Origin of the sequence: Methanosarcina sediminis (assembly GCF_052056915.1) — an archaeon.
Classification (GTDB): Archaea; Halobacteriota; Methanosarcinia; order Methanosarcinales; family Methanosarcinaceae; genus MTP4.
The window spans coordinates 2951804-2969929 of the sequence record NZ_CP195119.1 but is presented as its reverse complement, the minus strand read 5'-3'; the positions used below and the strand labels follow the sequence as shown (position 1 = coordinate 2969929).

The 18126-nt window shown below is 44.9% G+C and carries 19 protein-coding genes; 5 read left to right on the top strand and 14 right to left on the bottom strand.

What is annotated here, in order from left to right; all coding sequences use genetic code 11:
• Nucleotides 1–286 precede the first annotated feature (286 nt).
• The 5 genes from ACSAZK_RS12910 to ACSAZK_RS12890 form a co-directional block, all read right to left on the bottom strand.
• Entirely contained in the window at nt 287–2203 is a 1917-nt protein-coding gene (locus tag ACSAZK_RS12910) for an SIR2 family protein (RefSeq protein WP_440954512.1), read from the bottom strand.
• A gap of 130 nt (nt 2204–2333) precedes the next feature.
• Complete coding sequence (locus tag ACSAZK_RS12905) at nt 2334–5198, bottom strand: DEAD/DEAH box helicase (protein ID WP_440954511.1); 2865 nt, start codon at nt 5196–5198, stop codon at nt 2334–2336.
• Between the two features lie 249 nt (nt 5199–5447).
• Nucleotides 5448–6320, bottom strand: a complete 873-nt coding sequence (locus ACSAZK_RS12900; protein WP_440954510.1) for a metallophosphoesterase — start codon at nt 6318–6320, stop codon at nt 5448–5450.
• Between the two features lie 119 nt (nt 6321–6439).
• The gene (locus ACSAZK_RS12895) at nt 6440–6805 is read right to left on the bottom strand and encodes a hypothetical protein (RefSeq protein WP_440954509.1); all 366 of its coding nucleotides are present in this window, start codon (nt 6803–6805) and stop codon (nt 6440–6442) included.
• A gap of 417 nt (nt 6806–7222) precedes the next feature.
• Nucleotides 7223–7684: a CU044_2847 family protein gene (locus ACSAZK_RS12890; RefSeq protein WP_440954508.1), complete on the bottom strand. Its 462-nt coding sequence runs from the start codon at nt 7682–7684 to the stop codon at nt 7223–7225.
• Between the two features lie 62 nt (nt 7685–7746).
• Between ACSAZK_RS12890 and ACSAZK_RS12885 the strand changes: the two genes are divergently transcribed.
• Nucleotides 7747–7932, top strand: coding sequence for a hypothetical protein (locus ACSAZK_RS12885; RefSeq protein WP_440954507.1), 186 nt, complete (start codon nt 7747–7749; stop codon nt 7930–7932).
• A gap of 48 nt (nt 7933–7980) precedes the next feature.
• Here ACSAZK_RS12885 and ACSAZK_RS12880 read toward each other — a convergent pair whose 3' ends face one another.
• The 6 genes from ACSAZK_RS12880 to ACSAZK_RS12855 all read right to left on the bottom strand — a co-directional run bounded on the left by ACSAZK_RS12880 (nt 7981) and on the right by ACSAZK_RS12855 (nt 13830).
• Complete coding sequence (locus ACSAZK_RS12880; RefSeq protein ID WP_440954506.1) at nt 7981–9054, bottom strand: hypothetical protein; 1074 nt, start codon at nt 9052–9054, stop codon at nt 7981–7983.
• A 618-nt stretch (nt 9055–9672) separates the two neighbouring features.
• A complete protein-coding gene (gene cysS, locus ACSAZK_RS12875; protein WP_440954505.1) occupies nt 9673–11091 on the bottom strand; it encodes a cysteine--tRNA ligase in 1419 nt (472 codons plus the stop codon).
• A gap of 242 nt (nt 11092–11333) precedes the next feature.
• A complete protein-coding gene (locus ACSAZK_RS12870) occupies nt 11334–11921 on the bottom strand; it encodes a Maf family nucleotide pyrophosphatase (RefSeq protein WP_440954504.1) in 588 nt (195 codons plus the stop codon).
• A gap of 128 nt (nt 11922–12049) precedes the next feature.
• Nucleotides 12050–12547 (bottom strand): hypothetical protein, encoded by a 498-nt coding sequence (locus tag ACSAZK_RS12865; protein WP_440954503.1) that lies wholly within the window; start codon nt 12545–12547, stop codon nt 12050–12052.
• Nucleotides 12548–12935: 388 nt separating this feature from the next.
• Nucleotides 12936–13379, bottom strand: a complete 444-nt coding sequence (locus tag ACSAZK_RS12860; protein ID WP_440954502.1) for a rhodanese-like domain-containing protein — start codon at nt 13377–13379, stop codon at nt 12936–12938.
• A gap of 328 nt (nt 13380–13707) precedes the next feature.
• On the bottom strand, nt 13708–13830 hold the full coding sequence (locus ACSAZK_RS12855) for a hypothetical protein (RefSeq protein WP_255350986.1): 123 nt from the start codon (nt 13828–13830) through the stop codon (nt 13708–13710).
• A gap of 196 nt (nt 13831–14026) precedes the next feature.
• On the opposite strand from ACSAZK_RS12855, the gene ACSAZK_RS12850 reads away from it, so the two are divergent.
• Nucleotides 14027–14836 carry a winged helix-turn-helix domain-containing protein gene (locus ACSAZK_RS12850; RefSeq protein WP_440954501.1) on the top strand — a complete coding sequence of 270 codons (810 nt, stop codon included), beginning with the start codon at nt 14027–14029 and terminating at the stop codon, nt 14834–14836.
• A gap of 73 nt (nt 14837–14909) precedes the next feature.
• Here ACSAZK_RS12850 and ACSAZK_RS12845 read toward each other — a convergent pair whose 3' ends face one another.
• Together ACSAZK_RS12845 and ACSAZK_RS12840 are read right to left on the bottom strand one after the other, a co-directional pair.
• Complete coding sequence (locus tag ACSAZK_RS12845; RefSeq protein ID WP_440954500.1) at nt 14910–15098, bottom strand: hypothetical protein; 189 nt, start codon at nt 15096–15098, stop codon at nt 14910–14912.
• A gap of 107 nt (nt 15099–15205) precedes the next feature.
• Nucleotides 15206–15955: a methyltransferase family protein gene (locus ACSAZK_RS12840; protein ID WP_440954499.1), complete on the bottom strand. Its 750-nt coding sequence runs from the start codon at nt 15953–15955 to the stop codon at nt 15206–15208.
• A gap of 305 nt (nt 15956–16260) precedes the next feature.
• On the opposite strand from ACSAZK_RS12840, the gene ACSAZK_RS12835 reads away from it, so the two are divergent.
• Both ACSAZK_RS12835 and ACSAZK_RS12830 read left to right on the top strand, forming a co-directional pair.
• Complete coding sequence (locus ACSAZK_RS12835) at nt 16261–17046, top strand: hypothetical protein (protein WP_440954498.1); 786 nt, start codon at nt 16261–16263, stop codon at nt 17044–17046.
• 111 nt (nt 17047–17157) lie between these two features.
• Nucleotides 17158–17319, top strand: coding sequence for a hypothetical protein (locus tag ACSAZK_RS12830; protein WP_440954497.1), 162 nt, complete (start codon nt 17158–17160; stop codon nt 17317–17319).
• Between the two features lie 122 nt (nt 17320–17441).
• On the opposite strand, the gene ACSAZK_RS12825 is transcribed toward ACSAZK_RS12830, so the two are convergent.
• Nucleotides 17442–17630: a hypothetical protein gene (locus ACSAZK_RS12825; protein ID WP_440954496.1), complete on the bottom strand. Its 189-nt coding sequence runs from the start codon at nt 17628–17630 to the stop codon at nt 17442–17444.
• A 3-nt stretch (nt 17631–17633) separates the two neighbouring features.
• Here ACSAZK_RS12825 and ACSAZK_RS12820 point away from each other — a divergent pair, with 3 nt between their 5' ends.
• Nucleotides 17634–17972, top strand: a complete 339-nt coding sequence (locus ACSAZK_RS12820) for a hypothetical protein (RefSeq protein ID WP_440954495.1) — start codon at nt 17634–17636, stop codon at nt 17970–17972.
• Nucleotides 17973–18126 lie beyond the last annotated feature (154 nt).

The window sequence follows — 18126 nt, the reverse complement described above, 5'->3', positions numbered from 1 at the left end:
ACCGCCCACCATCAAATCAGCAAGTCGAAAAACGGGACGCTAAAAATCATTTCAACCTTTCGAAAGCTCAACGCAGCAGAAAACACCCATTTTACCGTAGAACGACGGAAGGATGGAACTTACCCGAACAACCGAAATAACTGTTTTATTATATTTTTCCGCCAGCCAACCATCCACAAAACATAATAATATATTACAAAAGTTCGGAAAAGGCAAATCATAAAATTTAAACAAATAGAATTTATTTTGTATGCCTAGCAATATAAAAAAAGTAGTAGAATTTATATTAAGACCTATGACTAACACTTTCATCATTTAATAACTCTTTATTATACACCAAAAATAAGGTATCATTTTTACTAGCTATTGTGACATTAACCTCTTTATATCCTTCTTCCAATTTTGAAGCTACTTCATTTTTGTTGACAATAAATCCATCATATACGTAAACAGCACACAATAAAACGATTTGAATACCTAGAATTTTAAATTCTTTGATGATCGGATAAAACTTGGAGACGGGGATTTCGTCCTCAAGAATTCTCAAAAACCCATTTTCGTTCATTATTTTCAATTGACAAGAAATATTATCTAAAAACGATTTACCTCCATCAAGTAAATATATTATTTTATTCAAATAATGAAAATCGTCATCTGTAATTTGACTCAGATCACTAAAAACTACCCCAAATTCTCTTTGAACCCTAAAAAGTTTTGAGTATAAATCATAATTTACTCGTATTTTCTGAACTTCTTTTTCCTTAAGGTGTAACTTGCTAAATAGAATTGTGAAAGGTTTATCAGAAAAATCGAAGTAAATTTGAAGTTCATCTTCTTCAATCCAAGTGTTAAAAAAACTATAAACCTGATATCCTTGCGCTACACTTTTTACTTCATGAATACTAAAATGAATGTTAAATTCAGGTTTTGTGGCATCTAAAGATTTAATAATTAAATCAAATCCAGAATGAAATATTTTGATTGTAAAAGCTGAACAAGAAAAATAATGCTCTCCCTTTAAATTATTAAAAAGGAAACATGATTTGGGAAGTAATAAATCTGCAGAGATTGAACGATTAGGGGTACTTGTAACTGTAAGAGAACTTACATCACTGTTTTTTGGATCGAATAATAGACACTCACCAATCTTTGCGGAAATATTAATTTTACATTTATCCTGCGACAGCACACACTCATCAAATTTATTCCCACAAATAATATCCTTAAATTCATGTACTGTACTAATTTTATCCGTTGGAGCTGTTAAAGATACATCAAATTCTATTTGAGGACCTCCTTCCAAGGAGGTTATAGTTTCCAAATTTAGTTTCCCCTCTTCAATGATGGAAAACTTGGGATTAATCTTTCTTTCCTCAAAGATTTTCTTAGTAAGGTGTTTAGGGATGTATCCATTCTCTGCATCTATAATAAGATGTTTTTCAACTTCTTTTCTGATGTTACTAATTGCATCTTCAGCAGACATCTTAATGTAACGAATTGAATATTTATCTGAAAGATGACATCTTTTGTGATCAGGTAAATCACGAGTTATCAAGTAGTAATCTTTATGCGATTCACCTAATCTTTCCAGAACATCTTCAAACACAGATTTAATGTTGGAATCTTCAAATGAGTAGCCAATGAATAATATTGAGTATTTTGAGACTAGCGATCTTATTTCATTCCAGAGAAGGTTTTCTTTTTGCTCTTTGTAGTAATCAGAATAATCCTTTTTTGTAATAATTATAGAGTCTGGAACATCTATGTCTCCGTGTATTTTGTACAAATTCACTTTATTTCCAACAGAAGTAGGAACATCCTTATCATTAAGAATCGTAAAAATATCAGTTCCATAGGCAAGTTCAAAAGATTTATCATAATTTGTTGTAATTATGGTTTGAATCTGAGGAATTTTGGAAACCATTTCATGCAACATTAAATTTGTGGGTTCTTTTTTAAAAACTTCATTTAATATAGATATGAGTTCTTCTCTAGAACGTATCTGAACAAATTCTTCTGTGACATCATCGAGGTTGAATCGATTCTTAACATACTGCTTTTCGTTACGTCTCAACTTATTTTTAATTATTCTCGCCAATTCACTTCCGGATGGATATCCTGCAAGCTTTGAAAAACCAGACCCAACCCATAAAATTACTTCACCACAACGTATTTTGCTAATTGTTTCGTCAAGCTCACTCATGGAAACTCAGACCCACACTTGATAAAAAATATAATTGAAATTGTTCAAACTTAAAGTACTTAAGTAATACGTTTTAGGAAAAAAGGCTTCAAATAAAAATAAAAAAAGTTAACAAATCATTGCTACTTTTTCACCAGAACTTCTTCGTCTTCACATACTGCCTCTCAGTCTTCAGGATATCCCTGTAAAAAGCCTCTTCATCCACCCTCAACTTCGCAATAACCCTTGACGCCGTCTCAGGCCCGACTCCCCTGCTCGCAAGCGCAATTACTGCCTTGTTCCCCTGGGACATCACAAGGCTTGCGTTCCTGTAGACCCGCTGGACCCTCTTTTTCTCCTCGTTTGAGATGGGGCTGCCCTTGCCCTGTTTTCTCACCAGTTTGATCTCCTCTTCTTCCCAGGGTTTGAGGGCTGCAATCGACCTGGAATCACAGACCGGGCAGACGATTTCTTCGGGGACGTTTTTCACCTGGCGGCGGGAGGTCCATTTCTTGCAGGTCGTACAGAAGAGGATCACCCGGTCGTTCATGATCCGCTCCTTTAAGGCAAGGACGATTGAGCGGTCCGCCTTTTCGGGGGCTACCAGGTCCTTTTTCATGGCAAAACCCGCAGAGCCGATAGGGGTCGGGCCCGATACCTCGACTGCGATCCCGCCGGAAGCTATCCTTTCCAGCACCTCTTTTGCCCGTTCCACGTCCAGCATATCGTGGAAGATCTCCCTGACCACCTCGTCGTACATGGAAGAGCCCTCGTAGATGTCCAGCAGCTTCTTCATGCTGATCCGGTCGTACTCTATGTCCTTTGAAAGGGCACCGAACTTCCGGGCTACGTGGACCATCTTCCACTTCATCAGGGTCGTGTTCTTAAGGGTCTTTTCGATGATAGGCTCTACATGCTCCGGACGGATCGCAAGCAGCATGTCCCGGATCTGCACAGGCCCGACCCGCCTTGGAAGCGTAAGCCTGATCCGGTACGGGTCCACCTCCTGAGCCACACTGCTCCCGAAACGCGCCGAAAGAAGCGAGGTCAAAACCCGTGCCAGCGTCCCGTTCGTATTGTGCCCGAAACAGGCGTTCAGGGTCACAGCCTCCCCCTCATCCTCGATCACGATCGTGTCCGCATCCGGAAGCGGAAAACCTCCTTCCACATGCTCCCGGACCAGCCTGACCACCTCGAGTACGGAATGGACATCCACGGGGTACTTTTCCCTGAGCTTTTCGGCAATCTCTTCATCCTCAAGTCCCTCAAGAACAAGCTCCGCAAGCTCGGCCCTTAGCTTTCCCACATCCTGGGCCACCTCAAAAGGCACCGGGATTTCCTCGCCGGTCCAGCTCGGGACCTCCCCCATGCCCTCCACGGGTTCCACCTTGATCCGGTCCCTGCCCGGCTCCCGCTCCTTATCCGGCATCTCCACGACTCGCCACATGTCCCCTTTCGTAATGAAAACGGCGCCCGGGCTTGCAAAGTTCACCACAAAGGCTTCGTCCAGCGTCCCTACGGACTTGCCGCTCACGATGTCGTAGATCTCATACTTCTTTTCGTCCGGGATCATGGAAAGGTTATCGTAATAATATTGCCAGCTCTTCTTCCGCTTCTTAACAGCAGGCGAACCCTCGTCCCGCCAGACCAGCCTGTAATCGGAAACCTGGTCAACCACCCGCTGCAGCTCTTCAGGGCTCAGGTCCCTGAAAATATACGCCCGCCTGAGAATCGAATAGATCTTTTCGACCTTCACCTCCCCGAAGTCCATCACCATCCCTGCAATCTGGTTTGCAACGACGTCCAGGGATTTGGCGTGCGGGAAAATATCCTCCACTCTTCCCTCCAGGGCAGCCTTTGTAATCGCCATGCTCTCAGCCGTATCGTCGGCTTCAATCGAAAGAATCGTCCCCCTGGACACCTCATGGATCCTGTGCCCGGCTCTCCCAACCCGCTGGAGCAGCCTTGATACCTGCCGCGGAGACCCGTACTGGACCACCCGGTCAACCTTTCCGATGTCGATCCCGAGTTCCATGGAAGACGTGCAGATCAGGCCCCGGAGCTCCCCGTGCTTGAACGACTCCTCGGCCTCAATCCGCGCCTCAAAAGAAAGCGAGCCGTGGTGCACGCCAATTGAAGCCCCCATCTTCCGGAAACCCGCTGCAAGAGCCTCCGCACTCTGCCGGGTATTTACAAAAATCAGGGTTGACTCGCTCTCCTCGACAATGTCCCGGATGCAGCGGAGCTGGGAAGCAAATTCCGGCTCACAGCCGACCTTCCTTACAATCTCCATAACCTCTTTGTCCTCGGCCTCTCCCGAGACCTGCGGGCTGACAACATCGAACTCCAGAAGCTTGAGCAGGGGGACCATTACAACCGTAAAATCCCGCTCAGCCCCCGCCAGAAACTTCCCAATCACCCAGGGGTTCCCCACCGTCGCAGAAAGCCCGATCCGCTGGAACTCTCCCGAAAGTTCAACCAGCCTCTCGAGTCCCACAGCAAGCTGGGCTCCCCGTTTCGAGCCTGCAAGCTCATGGATCTCGTCCACAACGACATGGGTCACGGATTCCAGGTTCTTTCGAAGCCGGGAGCCCGTAAACATCGCCTGCAAAGTCTCAGGCGTAGTAATCAGGAAGTCAGGGGGGTTCCGGGACTGCTTCTGCCGCTCGCTCTGCGGGGTATCCCCGTGCCTGACCTGCACTTTGATATCGAGCAGCTTTCCCAATACCTCGATTCGGGAGAGCATGTCCCGGTTGAGAGCCCGGAGGGGGGTGATGTAGAGGGCGGATATCCCGCTCCGCTTCTCCGGCTTTTTTTTAAGGATAGCGTGGAAGACCGGCAGGACGGCCGATTCGGTTTTTCCTGAGCCGGTGGGGGCGATCAGAAGAGTGTGCTTTCCGTCAAGGATGAAGGGAAAGGCCCGTTCCTGCGGTTCGGTGGGTCTGGTGAAACCCAGGGTCTTAAGGGCTTCCCGGATTCTGGGGTGGAAGGAGTCGAAGGTGTTATTGAACGTCATTTTTCTGGGGTCTGATAGTTTTTTGGTAGTATCGGTTTAGCTGGTAGTTGGCAGAAGGGGTAGCTGGTGGTTGGGGAGTGATTAATGAGTTGATAATAAGTGGTTAGCATTCTTATTTTTAGAGATAAGTATACCAGGCTGCCGATTCGGGTACTTCTGCTTACCATCATTTTAGGCAATGGTACGGGAAAGGCCGCGCTTCGCGCGTGACAAAGACGACGGAAGACGGTATTCCGGTTGCTATGGTTTTTATTCCTTATCAGGATTTGAACCTTTTTTGGAACCTTTTCGAGATCTGCTCCGCTTTCCCGGCCTCGGCCTGGTATGTTCCAGTTTCCGGATGTTTTTGACCAGCCCAAGCCTGGTACCGTCCAGAAGGTAGACTTCAGCTGAATCGAGTTCTATGCTGCCCGAGGAAAATGCAGGTCCGAGCAGGTCTTCGTAAGAGGATTCGTTGAAAGGAACACCCCCGCAGAGTTCATTAAAGGCAGGAATGATGAAGACCTCCGGATTGGCCCAGGTAATCTTATCGTTAAAATCCAGGTTTTTAAAGCGTTCCCTGAGAACTTCGGGATTGAACCGCGTCCTTATCCAGGCGGGGTCGTTTGTAGAATAGCCGAATGAATCCGTGAAACGGACCGTCGGGTGGTTGTGAGCTGTGACAACGGACCCGGCACCGAGAAGTTCCGGAGCAGGCCAGGTATGCCCGTGGAAGTACCCGACCCCATCCAGGACCACTCCCCGTGCAGAATGCACCCTGATGTCCTTTTGCCTGTTGAAAAGGAGTTCGATTCCTCCATCGTGGTTCCCGGGCAAAATATCCACAGGAGCATACGCTGCAAGGGCTTCGAGGAAGCGCGGGATTTCGTCCCTCTCCTGCCAGGAGACCTGCGGGACATTGTGTTTGACATCCCCAAGGAGCACTATCCGGTCAGGGGCGCTTTCTTCAATGTAGCCCTCTATTTTTATCAGCCGCTCTTTCATCCGGCTGGGGAGGTTGATCCCGCTCCTGTACAGGTCCCACTCGATCCCAAGGTGGATATCGGCTATGACCAGCGCGGTTTCGGTGTTTGTGACGGTTAAGGCAGGTTCGTTGAGGATTGGGGTGATTTCGAGGGCCATGGTCTCCGGGGAAGGTTCAAATCAGGATTTAGCAGTTTGCAATTTATTGTCTGTGGGTTTATTGTCTATGGGTTTATTGTCTGTGGGTTTATGGTCTGTGGGTTTATGGTCTGTGGGTTTTATTCTTCTTTTGAAAGATTCTCTACCTTCTCCGACAGGTCTGCCATCATCTTTCGCATATCTGCAAGCTCATCCTGAACCTCAAGCAGCTTGTTATAGGTAGGGCTCCTGTTGTCTTTAACCGCCTGTTCCTGGGAAAAGCGCTGCTTGCTTGGCAGGATGTAAGTATAAATAAAAAACATCGCAGTCAGCCCGACAAAGCCCATGGCTCCGAGGAAGAAAATATAGTGCGGGAAGAGAGTCCGGATATAAGAGTCTCCCGAACTGTAGTACTGCAGGCGGCTGATCATGAGAAAGTTCAGAATCGAAAAGAGGAACATGGTCTCGCTCATGAGGATAAGGAAACCACCTACACGAGTGGACATTTTGCGCTGTCTGGGGATGATGCGGGAAAACACGATTTTCACCTTTTAGTTATTTATCGGGAATGCATGTCCTATGATATGAATTTTATGGCAATTAAATAATATTAAAACGATGTAGTCCGTGAGGACATCTTAGCAACCGGGACACGGATATGGCATATATGGCATATCGTGTCACAAAGCAGGATTTTCTGGCAAGCAGGAAAGATTCCATTTTGAAAAGATAGAAAACTCGCAGCCTGATCTGTAAAAACGTTTCCTGTAAAAACGTATGCAGAGCACTGTAGAATGAGGTAGGAACATGAAGAATAATATAAGAATTAGAAGGTGTTGAAAGAGACCAGAGGAGAGGAACGGGATGGTGGATAAACTACCTGCTCTCAACTACTTTTCGGAAAAATTCTCGAATAGAAAATTTTACTCCTTTTGAGAGGCGGTTTCATCCCCACGCTTCCACACCAGCGTAACCTTCATGTTGGTTTCCTTTTCGGATTTGGTGATGACCGCTCTTCCGTCGGTTGTAAGCCGCAGCCCGAAAGCCAGCTGTACCTGGGAAGGCCTGTGTTCGGCACGGCTCGCTTCCACAGTATCCATAACTTTTTTGGAAATCTCCTGAATGACAAACATTGCATTGTCAATGGATTCCTGGGACTTTTCTTCAACGGCTTTTGGAGATACCAGGACCATTTTTACCGTGCCGGGAGCATTGCCCAGTTCTGCCAGAAAACCCTCTTTCCTGACAGAACCTTCTACGGCTTTCTCATCACCTTCTTTACAGGTTGTCCCGGCAGCTTTCCCACCAGCTTTCCCACCTGCTTTTTCATTAGCCTTTTCACCGGCATTCCCGATTGCAATCTCTCTGATCATCGATTTAAACATAATTTGTATCCCCCCGGATTCTGTTCATAGCGGACCTTAAGTTAAAAGATAAGACCCAAAAAATGGGCTGCGTTAATATAAATAAAATAGTATACAATTTGATAAATAATTTATGGAGGATACGTAACAGAAAGAAACTAAAAAAGAAAAAAGAGAGACAAAAAGGGAATGAAAAGAGGAAAAAGAGAGACAAAAAGGGAATAAAAAGAGGAAAGAGAGACAAAAAAGAGAATGAAAAGAGGAAATGAAGAAGGAAAGAGTAGGAAATAAAGAGGAGGGAAAATACTCCTCTGCTTTTACCACACCCCATTATTCTTCAGGGTTGCCAGGATATTCGTGAATTCGGCGGTGAAGCGGCATTTTCCAAAATCGGGGGTCTCAAGGATATTCTGTTTGCTTGTCCTGAGGGTACTCATGAGCTCGGACCCGTTTTCGTATTCAAGCTTTTCCGGAAGTGGGGTGATGTTGTCGGTCAGGATTTCCAGGAAGCGCGGGTCAAGGTCATTGGTCAGGTAGGTGTCCAGGACCAGGAGGTTTACGATCCGAGCATAGAAGGCCTGGAGGTTCCGGGTGTTTTCGGAGGGGCTTGCGGCGTAGACCTGGCCGTGGATGTAGATAAGGTAACGGGAAATCGTGCTGATGAGGCTTTCGATGAGTTCATCATCCGGGAAAGCAATCGGGAAGCGCTTCAGGGCTGCAGGGGTCGTGAGTCCGCAGTTGGGGTTTTCCAGTTTGCAGATTGCGGGAAGGGTCCTTGCAACGGAACTGTTCAGGGCAGCCAGGACATAGTGATACCTGGAAGGGTCCTTCAATACAATCCCACAGCCTTCCTCAAAAATGTGTTTGCCGCTTGCATCATAGCAGGCCTGCAGCCGGAAAGAATCGGTAACAACAAGCCTGGGAGTCCCGACATACTCAAGCATTTTCCTCCCGTGGAGACCGTAGTAGCCAGGAGATTCCAGCGGAGAGTTGGCGTGGTGGAAAAGTTCCCTGAATTCGGTGATCCTGGAATAAGCCAGAGGGTATCTTTCTTTCAGCTCTTCAGGCGGGATGACCCTGCACCCCTTTTTAAGTCCTTCCCCGGCAATTTCGTAGGGCAGCATGAAGCTGTATCGGGTAGGGTGAACGGCGTACTCATTGGAGAAAGCACTGTCAATGTACGGATACATCAGCGCCTGCTCAATATTAATATCCCTGTAAAGGCCCCTGCACACGTAAGGAGCTTCCGGGTCCTGCTTGCCCGAAAGGCTAACCCTGTGCAAGCAGTCATTTTCCACACTTATGCCCCCGAAGATATCTTCCGAAATATCAGCAAGGGTTTCCGGGATCTTTCCGATCTTTTCTACGATACTTTCTTTGTTCCAGAACATGATGGGGTTCACTTCTTTGAGAGAGATATCTGAAATTTTTGAGTCTGTGTTTAAAGAGAATTATAATGGTTGATGCTGTTTTACTCGAAATACTCTATAAAACAGTGAAAGACTTTGAAGATGTTGTAAACAAATAATTTTAAATTACAGGAAGAAAAAACTGCGGATAAACAAACATAGTCCACGAAAAAACGCGGGCTATTTTCCGGGAAATGGATACCTCAACGCATCAGGCCAGGGTTTCATTTCCGAAGTAAGTACTTCAACACACATTTAGAAAAGTGTATAAATATATAAATGTTTGCTTAAAAATCTAAATAGAAAATCATGAACATTAGAGGTTAAACATAAAACGGGTTCTTCACAAAAAAGCAACATGAAAACCGCTTTAACCGACATAATTATTCGAGTATTTTTGATGAGTTATTAAACAAATCACGTTAAACAAATCACGTTAAACAAATCACGTTAAACAAATCACGTTAAACAAATCACGTTAAACAGATAACATGAAAAAAAATAATAATTATGTAGGAATAATCTGAAAATCACGTTAAAAAACCTGAAAATCATGTGAAAATAATATTAAAATCACATGAAAACAATCTGAAAACAAAATCACTCAACTTTCTTGAGGTTTGGCCCTTCCTTTGTGTCCTGGATGATATAGCCGGATGCCTTTATTTTATCCCTGAGGGTGTCTGCGCTTGCCCAGTCCTTTTTCTTCCGGGCTTCCTCACGTTCTTCGACAAGTTTCAAAACAGCTTCAGGGACCTTTTCTTCCTCCCCGGCAGAGGCGAAAAGCCCCAGGACATCCGCAAAGCTGCGGTAAAGGGTACGGGTCTTTTCCAGGACCTCCCTGTTTTTCCCGGTTTCCAGGTACCTGTTAGCACTGCGGGAGAGTTCCCGGAAAACCGTTATGGCTTTTGGGGTGTTGATATCGTCTTCGAGGGCTTCTTTAAACTGCTTTTCCAGTTCCGGGAGAACTTCAAGAATTTCCCTGCCCCCGGAATATTCTCCATCATCGGCACTCCTGAGGGCAAATTCCAGGTTATCCAGGGTTTCTTTTAGCCGGAGGTAGTTGTTTTTCGCATTTTCGGCAAAGGATTCCGAGTAGTCCAGCTTTTTGCGGTAGTGGACCGAAAGGAACATGAAACGGACAACTTCGCCCCCGTACATCTCGACGATTTCGGGCAGGGTGAAGACATTTCCTTTCGACTTGCTCATCTTCTCCCCTTCCACTATCAGGTGTTCCCCGTGCATCCAGTAGCTGACAAAGGGTTTTCCTGTAGCCCCTTCGGACTGGGCGATCTCGTTTTCGTGGTGCGGGAAGATTAGGTCCACACCTCCGGTGTGGATGTCCAGCGTGTCCCCGAATTCTCTCATGGACATGACAGAGCATTCCGTGTGCCAGCCGGGACGGATCCTGCCCCAGGGACTCTCGTAGAAAATCCCCCGCTCGATTTCCTCCGGCGTTGAGGCTTTCAGGAGGGCAAAGTCCCTAGGATTGTCCTTATCGTATTCGTCCACATCAACCGAAGCCCCGATTTTGATCTCGTCGAAATCGATTTTCGAAAGCTTCCCGTACTCCGGAAACGCCGAGATCCGGTAATAGACCGACCCACTTTTTTCGTAGGCCAGACCCTTTTCGATCAATTTCCGGGCAAGCTCGATCATCCCCTCCACGTTATCCGTGGCCCTGGGATAAAACGAGGCCTTCCGGATGTTCAGCATGTCAAGCCCCCGGAAGAACTCCTGCGTGTACTTCTCCGTAAAATCCTTCAGGGACATCCCCGCAATTCCTGAGTCCCGGATGGTCTTGTCGTCGATGTCCGTGATGTTCATAACAAGCGTTACCCTGTAGCCCAGGTATTCAAGGGTTCTAACGATGTTGTCCGTCATCAGAAAAGTCCGGTAATTCCCGATATGGGGAAAATTGTAGACCGTAGGACCGCACGCATAAATCGAGACTTCCCCTGCTTTCAGGGGCTTGAAAGACTCTTTATTTCTGGTAAGGGTATTGTACACTTGCAGCATTCCTAACACCACCGGAAAATTATGAATTGAATTGAATTGAATTGATTATGAATTGATTTTACGAATTGAATTGATTTTATGACTCTATAATTAAGATAAAACCCCTATGATATAAAGAAAACGAAGCAGGCCTCGAATAGACCATCTGGTTACAAATAAAGGAAAAGAAGGTAATTGCAGGTAAATAGAGCGGTTCAACGTACACAGAGGATTAACGCTCCAAATAAAGTGATATGATGTGATCATTCCTCCCCGAAAACTGACACTCCGAACTTTTCAAAAATCCTCCCCAGCCTGAACAGGGGAAGCCCCACCACATTGAAGAAATCCCCCTCGATCCTTTCCACAAGTACAGCCCCTTTGTCCTGAATCCCGAAAGCTCCCGCCTTATCCAGGGGCTCTTTGGTCCTGACGTAAGCCTCTATTTCCTTTTCGTTCATTTCCTTCATCCGGACATCCGTGATCTCGGATTCACTGATTTCCTTCCCTTCGTCAAGGTCCAGCACCGTGAGTCCAGTGATGACCTGTACGGTTTCTCCGCTTATTTTTTCCAGCATCTCTTTTGCTCTTTCCGAAGTATGGGGTTTTCCAAGTACTTCCCCGTTGCAAATTACGGAAGTATCCGCTGCGATAATGATCCCGGATTCGAAATGTTTTGCTACATCCCTGGCTTTTTCAAGGGAGTGGCGTATTAGAAGAGATTCGGGGCACAGGCCAGGAATCGGGGATTCCTCATAAGAACTGGCATGTACCTCAAAATTATTCCCGATAAGCTGGTTTAGCAACTCTTTTCTTCGGGGGGATGCGGAGGCGAGGATGATTCGGCGCATGAAGAGATTTCAGGGAAGGGTGGATTTAACCTTAATGGATGCGTGCACCGGGATAATAGAATTTAACCAAAAATAGAATTAAACCGCAGTTCCTAAATGAAGTTCCAACCCTGACAGAAAGCTGTCACTCAGATATCAAAGTTAACCTTTATTACCTCACACTGCGGCATATTTTTAATTTGTACGCCTTCCGGTGTTCCTGTTAGTTCCAGGCCATTAAATTCATTCGAACCGCACAGTACGTCCTGGTTCGGGTGCGTGCCGGGTGTGATATTGCAGCTTAGAACAGTCTTTTGACCAGCCGACACTACGATTGGAAGCCTTGGTGATGCAGGATGGCTCTTTGGCAGAACTATTAATGGTGACCTGATTTCCCGAATCATGAAGAGAACGCATTTAAGCCCCTTCTCAGCTCTCTCATCCACCGAAAAAGCAGAAGCTACAATCAGGTCATGGGGTTCCAGTCCGAGTACAATCTCTTCGCTTTCGGTTTCCAGAAAGAACTGTCCATTCGGACCTGCTTTTACAATAGCCACTGTTCCTGCTCTACCGCGCAGGAGAAGCATTTCACTTACCTTCAGTGAAATGTCTTTAAAAATGTCTTTAGAAGAGCTCGATTTTTTCATCGTAAAAAAAAGTATTTAAAAAATCCAGTTGATTATTTGGATTCTTCTACATTTGCAGACTGGCAGGAAGGACACTTCACATTCTTGCCAATACCTTTGAATTTATTGTCACAGTCTTTGCATACATAATTTTTAGGTGCCAGCTTACCTTCCAGCTCGATATCAAAAGAATCTCCAACACTACACATAATTATTACCTCGGGATTTTATCAGGACCTTCTGTAATCAAATAACCCACATAATATAACTCATACTTCTCCAATTAATACCTTTGCATAGTTATCCAAGGGCAATTTCCGACTGAAGATTTTCACATACGTAGAACTCTTTTCCACAAAAGAATTGTGACGGCGGAGACTTCCTTCAATATCGCCTCCATATATAATCTTCAAGGACCGGTTACGACAGGATACCCTGCTGCCATCCATTCATTGATGCCTCCTCCCATGTTATAAACATCAGTGTAGCCGGCATCTGCCAGCATCTGGCTCGCAACAGCACTTCTGCGCCCGGTCCTGCAGTAGACAAGTATCTTTTCACCTTTGGGAACTTCGTTTATCCGGGCTTCTAAAAGCTGGTCAGGACCCAGATTTGACCCATAGCCATTTTCAAGCGGGATCAGGACTGCCCCTTCGATATGCGATTCGTTGAACTCGACAGGTGTGCGGACGTCAAGCAGGAAAAAGTCGTCTTTTTCAAGCATTTCCCTGGCTTCGTCCACACTCACAGTTTCAAATCCTGACGGACTGGTTTCCGGCTTTGATACAAAAATCAATACTACACCCAAAATCACGAAAAAAAGGACGAGGTACGTCAAATTCTGTTTGTTCAAACTGGACCCCCAATTGTTACGTTTGAGATATGAAAAGTTATCTTTTTATCTGAAGCTATCTTTTTACCTGCGTTTCTTTTATCAAAAAAGGTTTCTATTAAAAAATGTTAATAAATCAAAAAATATTTGTTAATCAAAACAGGTTTTGTTCCGGTTATTCCGAAAAAGCGAGCAGTCCCCCCCAACTTGTAAAAAGTCATTAATTCACTATTGGAGGGGTAGGTACTGCTCGAAGATCCATAGTTCCTTGTGGTGTGGTTGCTAAAAAGAAGGAATTAAATCTCTCTTATTTTACCTAATTTTACCTTCTCTTTATTCCTATTTCCCTTTATTCTTTCTTCTCTTCTTCTTCCGCAAGCTTTACTTTTTTACCGCAGAGGTCGCATTTCCCTTCTTCAGTGATGCAGGGCTGTTTCGGAGCTTCTCCACCACAAATTCCGCACTTTACCATTCATTTCACCTCCCTTTTACGTACCTGAAGAGGCAGTAGATGCCTCATGTCATCTATTAGTCAGTTATTGATATATACTTAATCGGCATAAAAATATACTTAATACAGTCCCGTGCCCCCGGGAGATTTAATTAAAGAAATGACCTTGAAGGTTACAACAAAAACTATATCAAATAAAACAGGGAATTGTTATAACATGGGAAACAGCAGCAAGGTAAAGGTCCACTCCGAAGCTTCCGGAACCTTAAAAAGTTCCGAAATAGCTGAAATGAAAGCTATCAGGACAAAACTTTCCGAGATGCACAACGACATAAAAAAAGTTATGGAACACTCGAACAGGGTTACCCTCGAGTCAGCTCTGGAAAGTTCCAGGAACGAATACTCCAACGTCCTTCTCAGTCACCTTTTCGAAGATATTGATACGGGGCTTGACCGCGGCATGGTCAAAAAATGCCCTGAAAACGGGGACTGCAGGTCCTCTTTCACAGCCCTCCTTCAGAACAATGCAGGGCTCATAAAACAGAAGAATGTGGACGAAACCCTTGTTTCGAAAACAAGGAAGCAGATTGAAGAAATGAGGACCGGAGCTCCTTACAGCAAATGCGAACGCTGCTTTTCCGAAGTATCGGGCCTCTTTGTAAAACAGGTAAACCTGATGCGCTCCATGCGGATCTATGAGGATAACCAGGAACAGAAACAGGATATTTCAACCCTGGAAACGGACACCGTCATCAACCAGATCGTCGAACCCGTCGCCAACAACCAGCGCCTTGAAATCCTGAAAGCCGTGGCCTTCGGAACAAAGAGCTTTTCAGCATTCTCCGAACTTACCGGCCTGCGGGGCGGAAACCTCCTCTTCCACCTCCAGAAGCTGACGGAAAGCGGACTTATCCTGCAGCAGCACGAAAGGGGAGATTACATGATTACCGAGAAAGGGTACAAAATCCTGAAAGGCTTGAACGACATTTCTTCTGCCCTGCAGGTAACGGCTGAAAAACTCACTTAAACAGAAAAAGAGTGAAAGAATTTTTCTGCACAGAGATGAAAGAAATTGGGAAGTTTCACAATTACTTATCCATTTATTTTCGAATCACGTTATAAGCGCTTAACAGGACAGCTAGCAAAGTAAAAATAAGGCCCAGAGTTCCCATGCTGAAGCCCGTGGGATCCTGGCCAAAAAAATAATACTTCGTGGCGGAAAAGTGCAGCATGAAAGCAATTCCCATCAAAGAAATCGTTATTGCCAGAACGTTTATGTTTTCAGTCATAGACTTTTTTATGAAGTTGATGCATTATGTACTTGACTGTATACTTGACCTGCCACTTATTGATCTGCCACTGCCCAAAAATCAGGTTCCGAATTGCCGGTTACCGGTTACCATATTTTAGGTATGAGCCTGTATGTCCTTTTTAAGTAATCCTTATAACCTTTAACTTCCCGGCTCAAAACCTCTTCTTCCAGTATAAGTCGGTATAAGAAAAGGAGAATCAGGACCGCCGAAACGGAAAGGGAAAAGTAAGCGTTCAGGATAAGGGGAATCCCCACCGCCTGCAAAATGTTACCTGCATAAGCCGGATGCCTGATAAACCTGTAAGGTCCTGTTTCGACCAGTTCGTGACCGTCCCGGATCTCGATATGAGCCGAGAAATATTTTCCCAGGGACCATAAACCCCAGGCTCTCAGGCCCGTACCGAATAGGGTTAGTGCCAGACCTGCAACTGCAACGACAAGACTGTAGTTCGGATAGAAACCGTATTCAGAAAACAGGCTGAGCTCTGAAACCAGACTGTATTCCAGAATCGGCAGAATTAACAGCGGCCACCAGAAAAGTAAAAGCAGGTATCTGGTCCATTTCTTCGTCTGTTTTCCCGTATTGTCCGGCCCATTACCCAATCCCCGGTATGAGATTCTTTCTGCCAGCAGGTAGACGGCAAGGACTCCAAAGTAAACGTATAGAGGCAGCTGGTCAAGGGAATTCCAGCTTTCGTCCAGGATTCTCCAGGTTTTAAAGAACAGTAAAAGTATCAGGAAACCTATGCTCCGGTAAACCCAGCCTTCGTTGTCCCTAGCGGATTTTCTTCCGGATTCTTTTTCTGGTTCCTGCCCCGGGACTGTCATTTCCATCCCTATATTTTACATAGGGGCTTTATTAACTTTTTTGAAAAATATTCGGCACACTTTTAACAATACCAGCAAGTCATACTGAATATAAAAAGTAGTAATCTACGGGTGACACCAGAGTTAAGAGACTTAATAGAAATAAATATATTGTAATAAATGAAAGAAGAATAGTGTTCTAAAAAAAGAAGAATGTTGGATTCGTTTTTTTATCATTAATTCCCTAAGCGAAAATTCCCCCACCGTAAGAAATCAAAATACCAGGATGTCGAAGCACAATGGACATTTCAAAACCTATCTGCTCTCGAAATATGCGTTCAATTGAGACGGCTTTAGTTATGGCCGATATGGAGGAGGCACTCGACGACTACCAGTCGACAGGCTGGCAATCAGTCCACATACTGGTCCCGGCTTACCTCAGGTCAATACCCTTATGCCCCTCAAAAGGCCGGTATTTCCTTATAGAAGACGGAAGCGGAGGCTTTGCACCGGTCTGTTCCTATCACCATCCTGATAAAGCCGTGATTTATTCACTGGTAATGGAGGCATACATAAACCGCCTGCTCATGTATGACGGCACGGACTTCGTAATGGGCGCTCAGGGCAAGCGCACCGGGATCGATGACATGCTTCATATAATCTACAACGACGGCTTCGAAAAAGGCTGGAATGTCTGGATGAAAGGAAACGCTATAGACTGTTCCGCCCTTTCGATTGAGGCTATACGGGACGCCCTGGAAATCATCTATCACGATAACACCCTGATTCCGGATACAAACGCCCTTAACCTTGGAAAATACACGGGAAAATACCCGTACACCGAAAGGGTCAAAACATCGGTCAGGCCCTCCGATATGACAGACCCCTGCCTCGAACTGAAGCCGGGGGATATGTGCATAATAAAAAATCTGCCTCACACAACTATTTTTCTGGGCCGATACAGGAAAAAAACGGGGGACAATACGCCGTACTGGATCTGGGCTTCTTCTTCCAAACACAAAGTAACGGTCTTTACCCATGATGAATTTCGTAAAGCTTACAAAGGCTTTAAGGAACAGGCAGTTTCCCGGTGGAATCTGGAAAAGTACGTACCGTAAGAAGATCTACAACGATAAACAAAAGAAATCCGCAACGATGGCTGCAGCGATAGCCGAAACGATAGCCGAAACGACACCCACAACAATACCGAGAAATAAAGGAGGAATAAAATGACCGGAAATAAAGATAAGGAAATGGACAAAAAGCGCAAGCAAATCGCTGACAAGATAATTGACGACATGACCGTGAACGGAGCATCGCAAGGAGATATAAATAGGCAAAAAAAGACCAACAAAGAGCATCTGGGACACGAAGGCGAAGTAGATATGTAAAAAATAGGGACCCTGTCCGGAAATAAGCAAATCAAAAGGGAAAAAAGGAAAATCAGGAACGGAAAGGAAATAAAAAACTGAGAGGAAAGGGAGTAAAAAATCCTGAATCCCAGCCTGCCCACTTATCTTTGAAAGACCAGAGCCAGGAAGATCAGGAGACCTATAATCAAAAGTTTTAAAGTAACGAGAGCCAGTCTCTTCTTCAGCCTTATTTCTTCTTCGGATAAGTTTCGGTAAAAATACAGAAAAACCCCAATTCCGATGACAATCAGAAGGGCTGCAATTATTGAAACGACTATTAGAAAATCCATTATATGAAATTGATCTGTTCAAAATATAAGAGTTTGCATGGAAGCAGGAACAGTGAGAAAACGAAAACATATATTTTAATAATGTTTTGCAAAATTGGAGAAACAGGCCATTTTCAGGGCTGCCTTCAGGGATTAGGGATGAAATACCCCTTTCAGAGTGCGAATTTTGCTGCGAGGGGCATAATGGGAAAAAAGCCCTATGACAATCTGGCGAAAGCAAAATTGATTAAAAAATATAACACTCAAAAAGGAACAGGTTTATTTTTGAAACGCTGGGCTCTCTGGCTCATCCATGTGCAGATCATTTATTTGCAACCAGCAAGAGGCCCCTTGAATTATTAAATATGGCATACAGGTGGACTTAAGGAAAATAATTATAAACAGGACATAATTTTAATAGTTTGAGATCATCTAGTATCATGAGTTTGTGGGACAACTGGGGGAAGGGAAATTTCAAATAAAAATTTTAGACAAATAATTATAGAGAACCTATTTT

What these genes read in the sequence shown, in the direction of transcription:
- ACSAZK_RS12825 (WP_440954496.1), bottom strand. Translation starts at nt 17,630, where the DNA reads ATGGATTTTCTAATAGTCGTTTCAATAATTGCAGCCCTTCTGATTGTC.
- ACSAZK_RS12885 (WP_440954507.1), top strand. Translation starts at nt 7,747, where the DNA reads ATGGGCTGCGTTAATATAAATAAAATAGTATACAATTTGATAAATAAT.
- ACSAZK_RS12900 (WP_440954510.1), bottom strand. Translation starts at nt 6,320, where the DNA reads ATGGCCCTCGAAATCACCCCAATCCTCAACGAACCTGCCTTAACCGTC.
- ACSAZK_RS12855 (WP_255350986.1), bottom strand. Translation starts at nt 13,830, where the DNA reads ATGGTAAAGTGCGGAATTTGTGGTGGAGAAGCTCCGAAACAGCCCTGC.
- ACSAZK_RS12835 (WP_440954498.1), top strand. Translation starts at nt 16,261, where the DNA reads ATGCGTTCAATTGAGACGGCTTTAGTTATGGCCGATATGGAGGAGGCA.
- cysS (WP_440954505.1), bottom strand. Translation starts at nt 11,091, where the DNA reads ATGCTGCAAGTGTACAATACCCTTACCAGAAATAAAGAGTCTTTCAAG.
- ACSAZK_RS12840 (WP_440954499.1), bottom strand. Translation starts at nt 15,955, where the DNA reads ATGGAAATGACAGTCCCGGGGCAGGAACCAGAAAAAGAATCCGGAAGA.
- ACSAZK_RS12890 (WP_440954508.1), bottom strand. Translation starts at nt 7,684, where the DNA reads ATGTTTAAATCGATGATCAGAGAGATTGCAATCGGGAATGCCGGTGAA.
- ACSAZK_RS12870 (WP_440954504.1), bottom strand. Translation starts at nt 11,921, where the DNA reads ATGCGCCGAATCATCCTCGCCTCCGCATCCCCCCGAAGAAAAGAGTTG.
- ACSAZK_RS12880 (WP_440954506.1), bottom strand. Translation starts at nt 9,054, where the DNA reads ATGTTCTGGAACAAAGAAAGTATCGTAGAAAAGATCGGAAAGATCCCG.
- ACSAZK_RS12845 (WP_440954500.1), bottom strand. Translation starts at nt 15,098, where the DNA reads ATGACTGAAAACATAAACGTTCTGGCAATAACGATTTCTTTGATGGGA.
- ACSAZK_RS12905 (WP_440954511.1), bottom strand. Translation starts at nt 5,198, where the DNA reads ATGACGTTCAATAACACCTTCGACTCCTTCCACCCCAGAATCCGGGAA.
- ACSAZK_RS12830 (WP_440954497.1), top strand. Translation starts at nt 17,158, where the DNA reads ATGACCGGAAATAAAGATAAGGAAATGGACAAAAAGCGCAAGCAAATC.
- ACSAZK_RS12850 (WP_440954501.1), top strand. Translation starts at nt 14,027, where the DNA reads ATGGGAAACAGCAGCAAGGTAAAGGTCCACTCCGAAGCTTCCGGAACC.
- ACSAZK_RS12865 (WP_440954503.1), bottom strand. Translation starts at nt 12,547, where the DNA reads ATGAAAAAATCGAGCTCTTCTAAAGACATTTTTAAAGACATTTCACTG.
- ACSAZK_RS12895 (WP_440954509.1), bottom strand. Translation starts at nt 6,805, where the DNA reads ATGTCCACTCGTGTAGGTGGTTTCCTTATCCTCATGAGCGAGACCATG.
- ACSAZK_RS12910 (WP_440954512.1), bottom strand. Translation starts at nt 2,203, where the DNA reads ATGAGTGAGCTTGACGAAACAATTAGCAAAATACGTTGTGGTGAAGTA.
- ACSAZK_RS12820 (WP_440954495.1), top strand. Translation starts at nt 17,634, where the DNA reads ATGAAATTGATCTGTTCAAAATATAAGAGTTTGCATGGAAGCAGGAAC.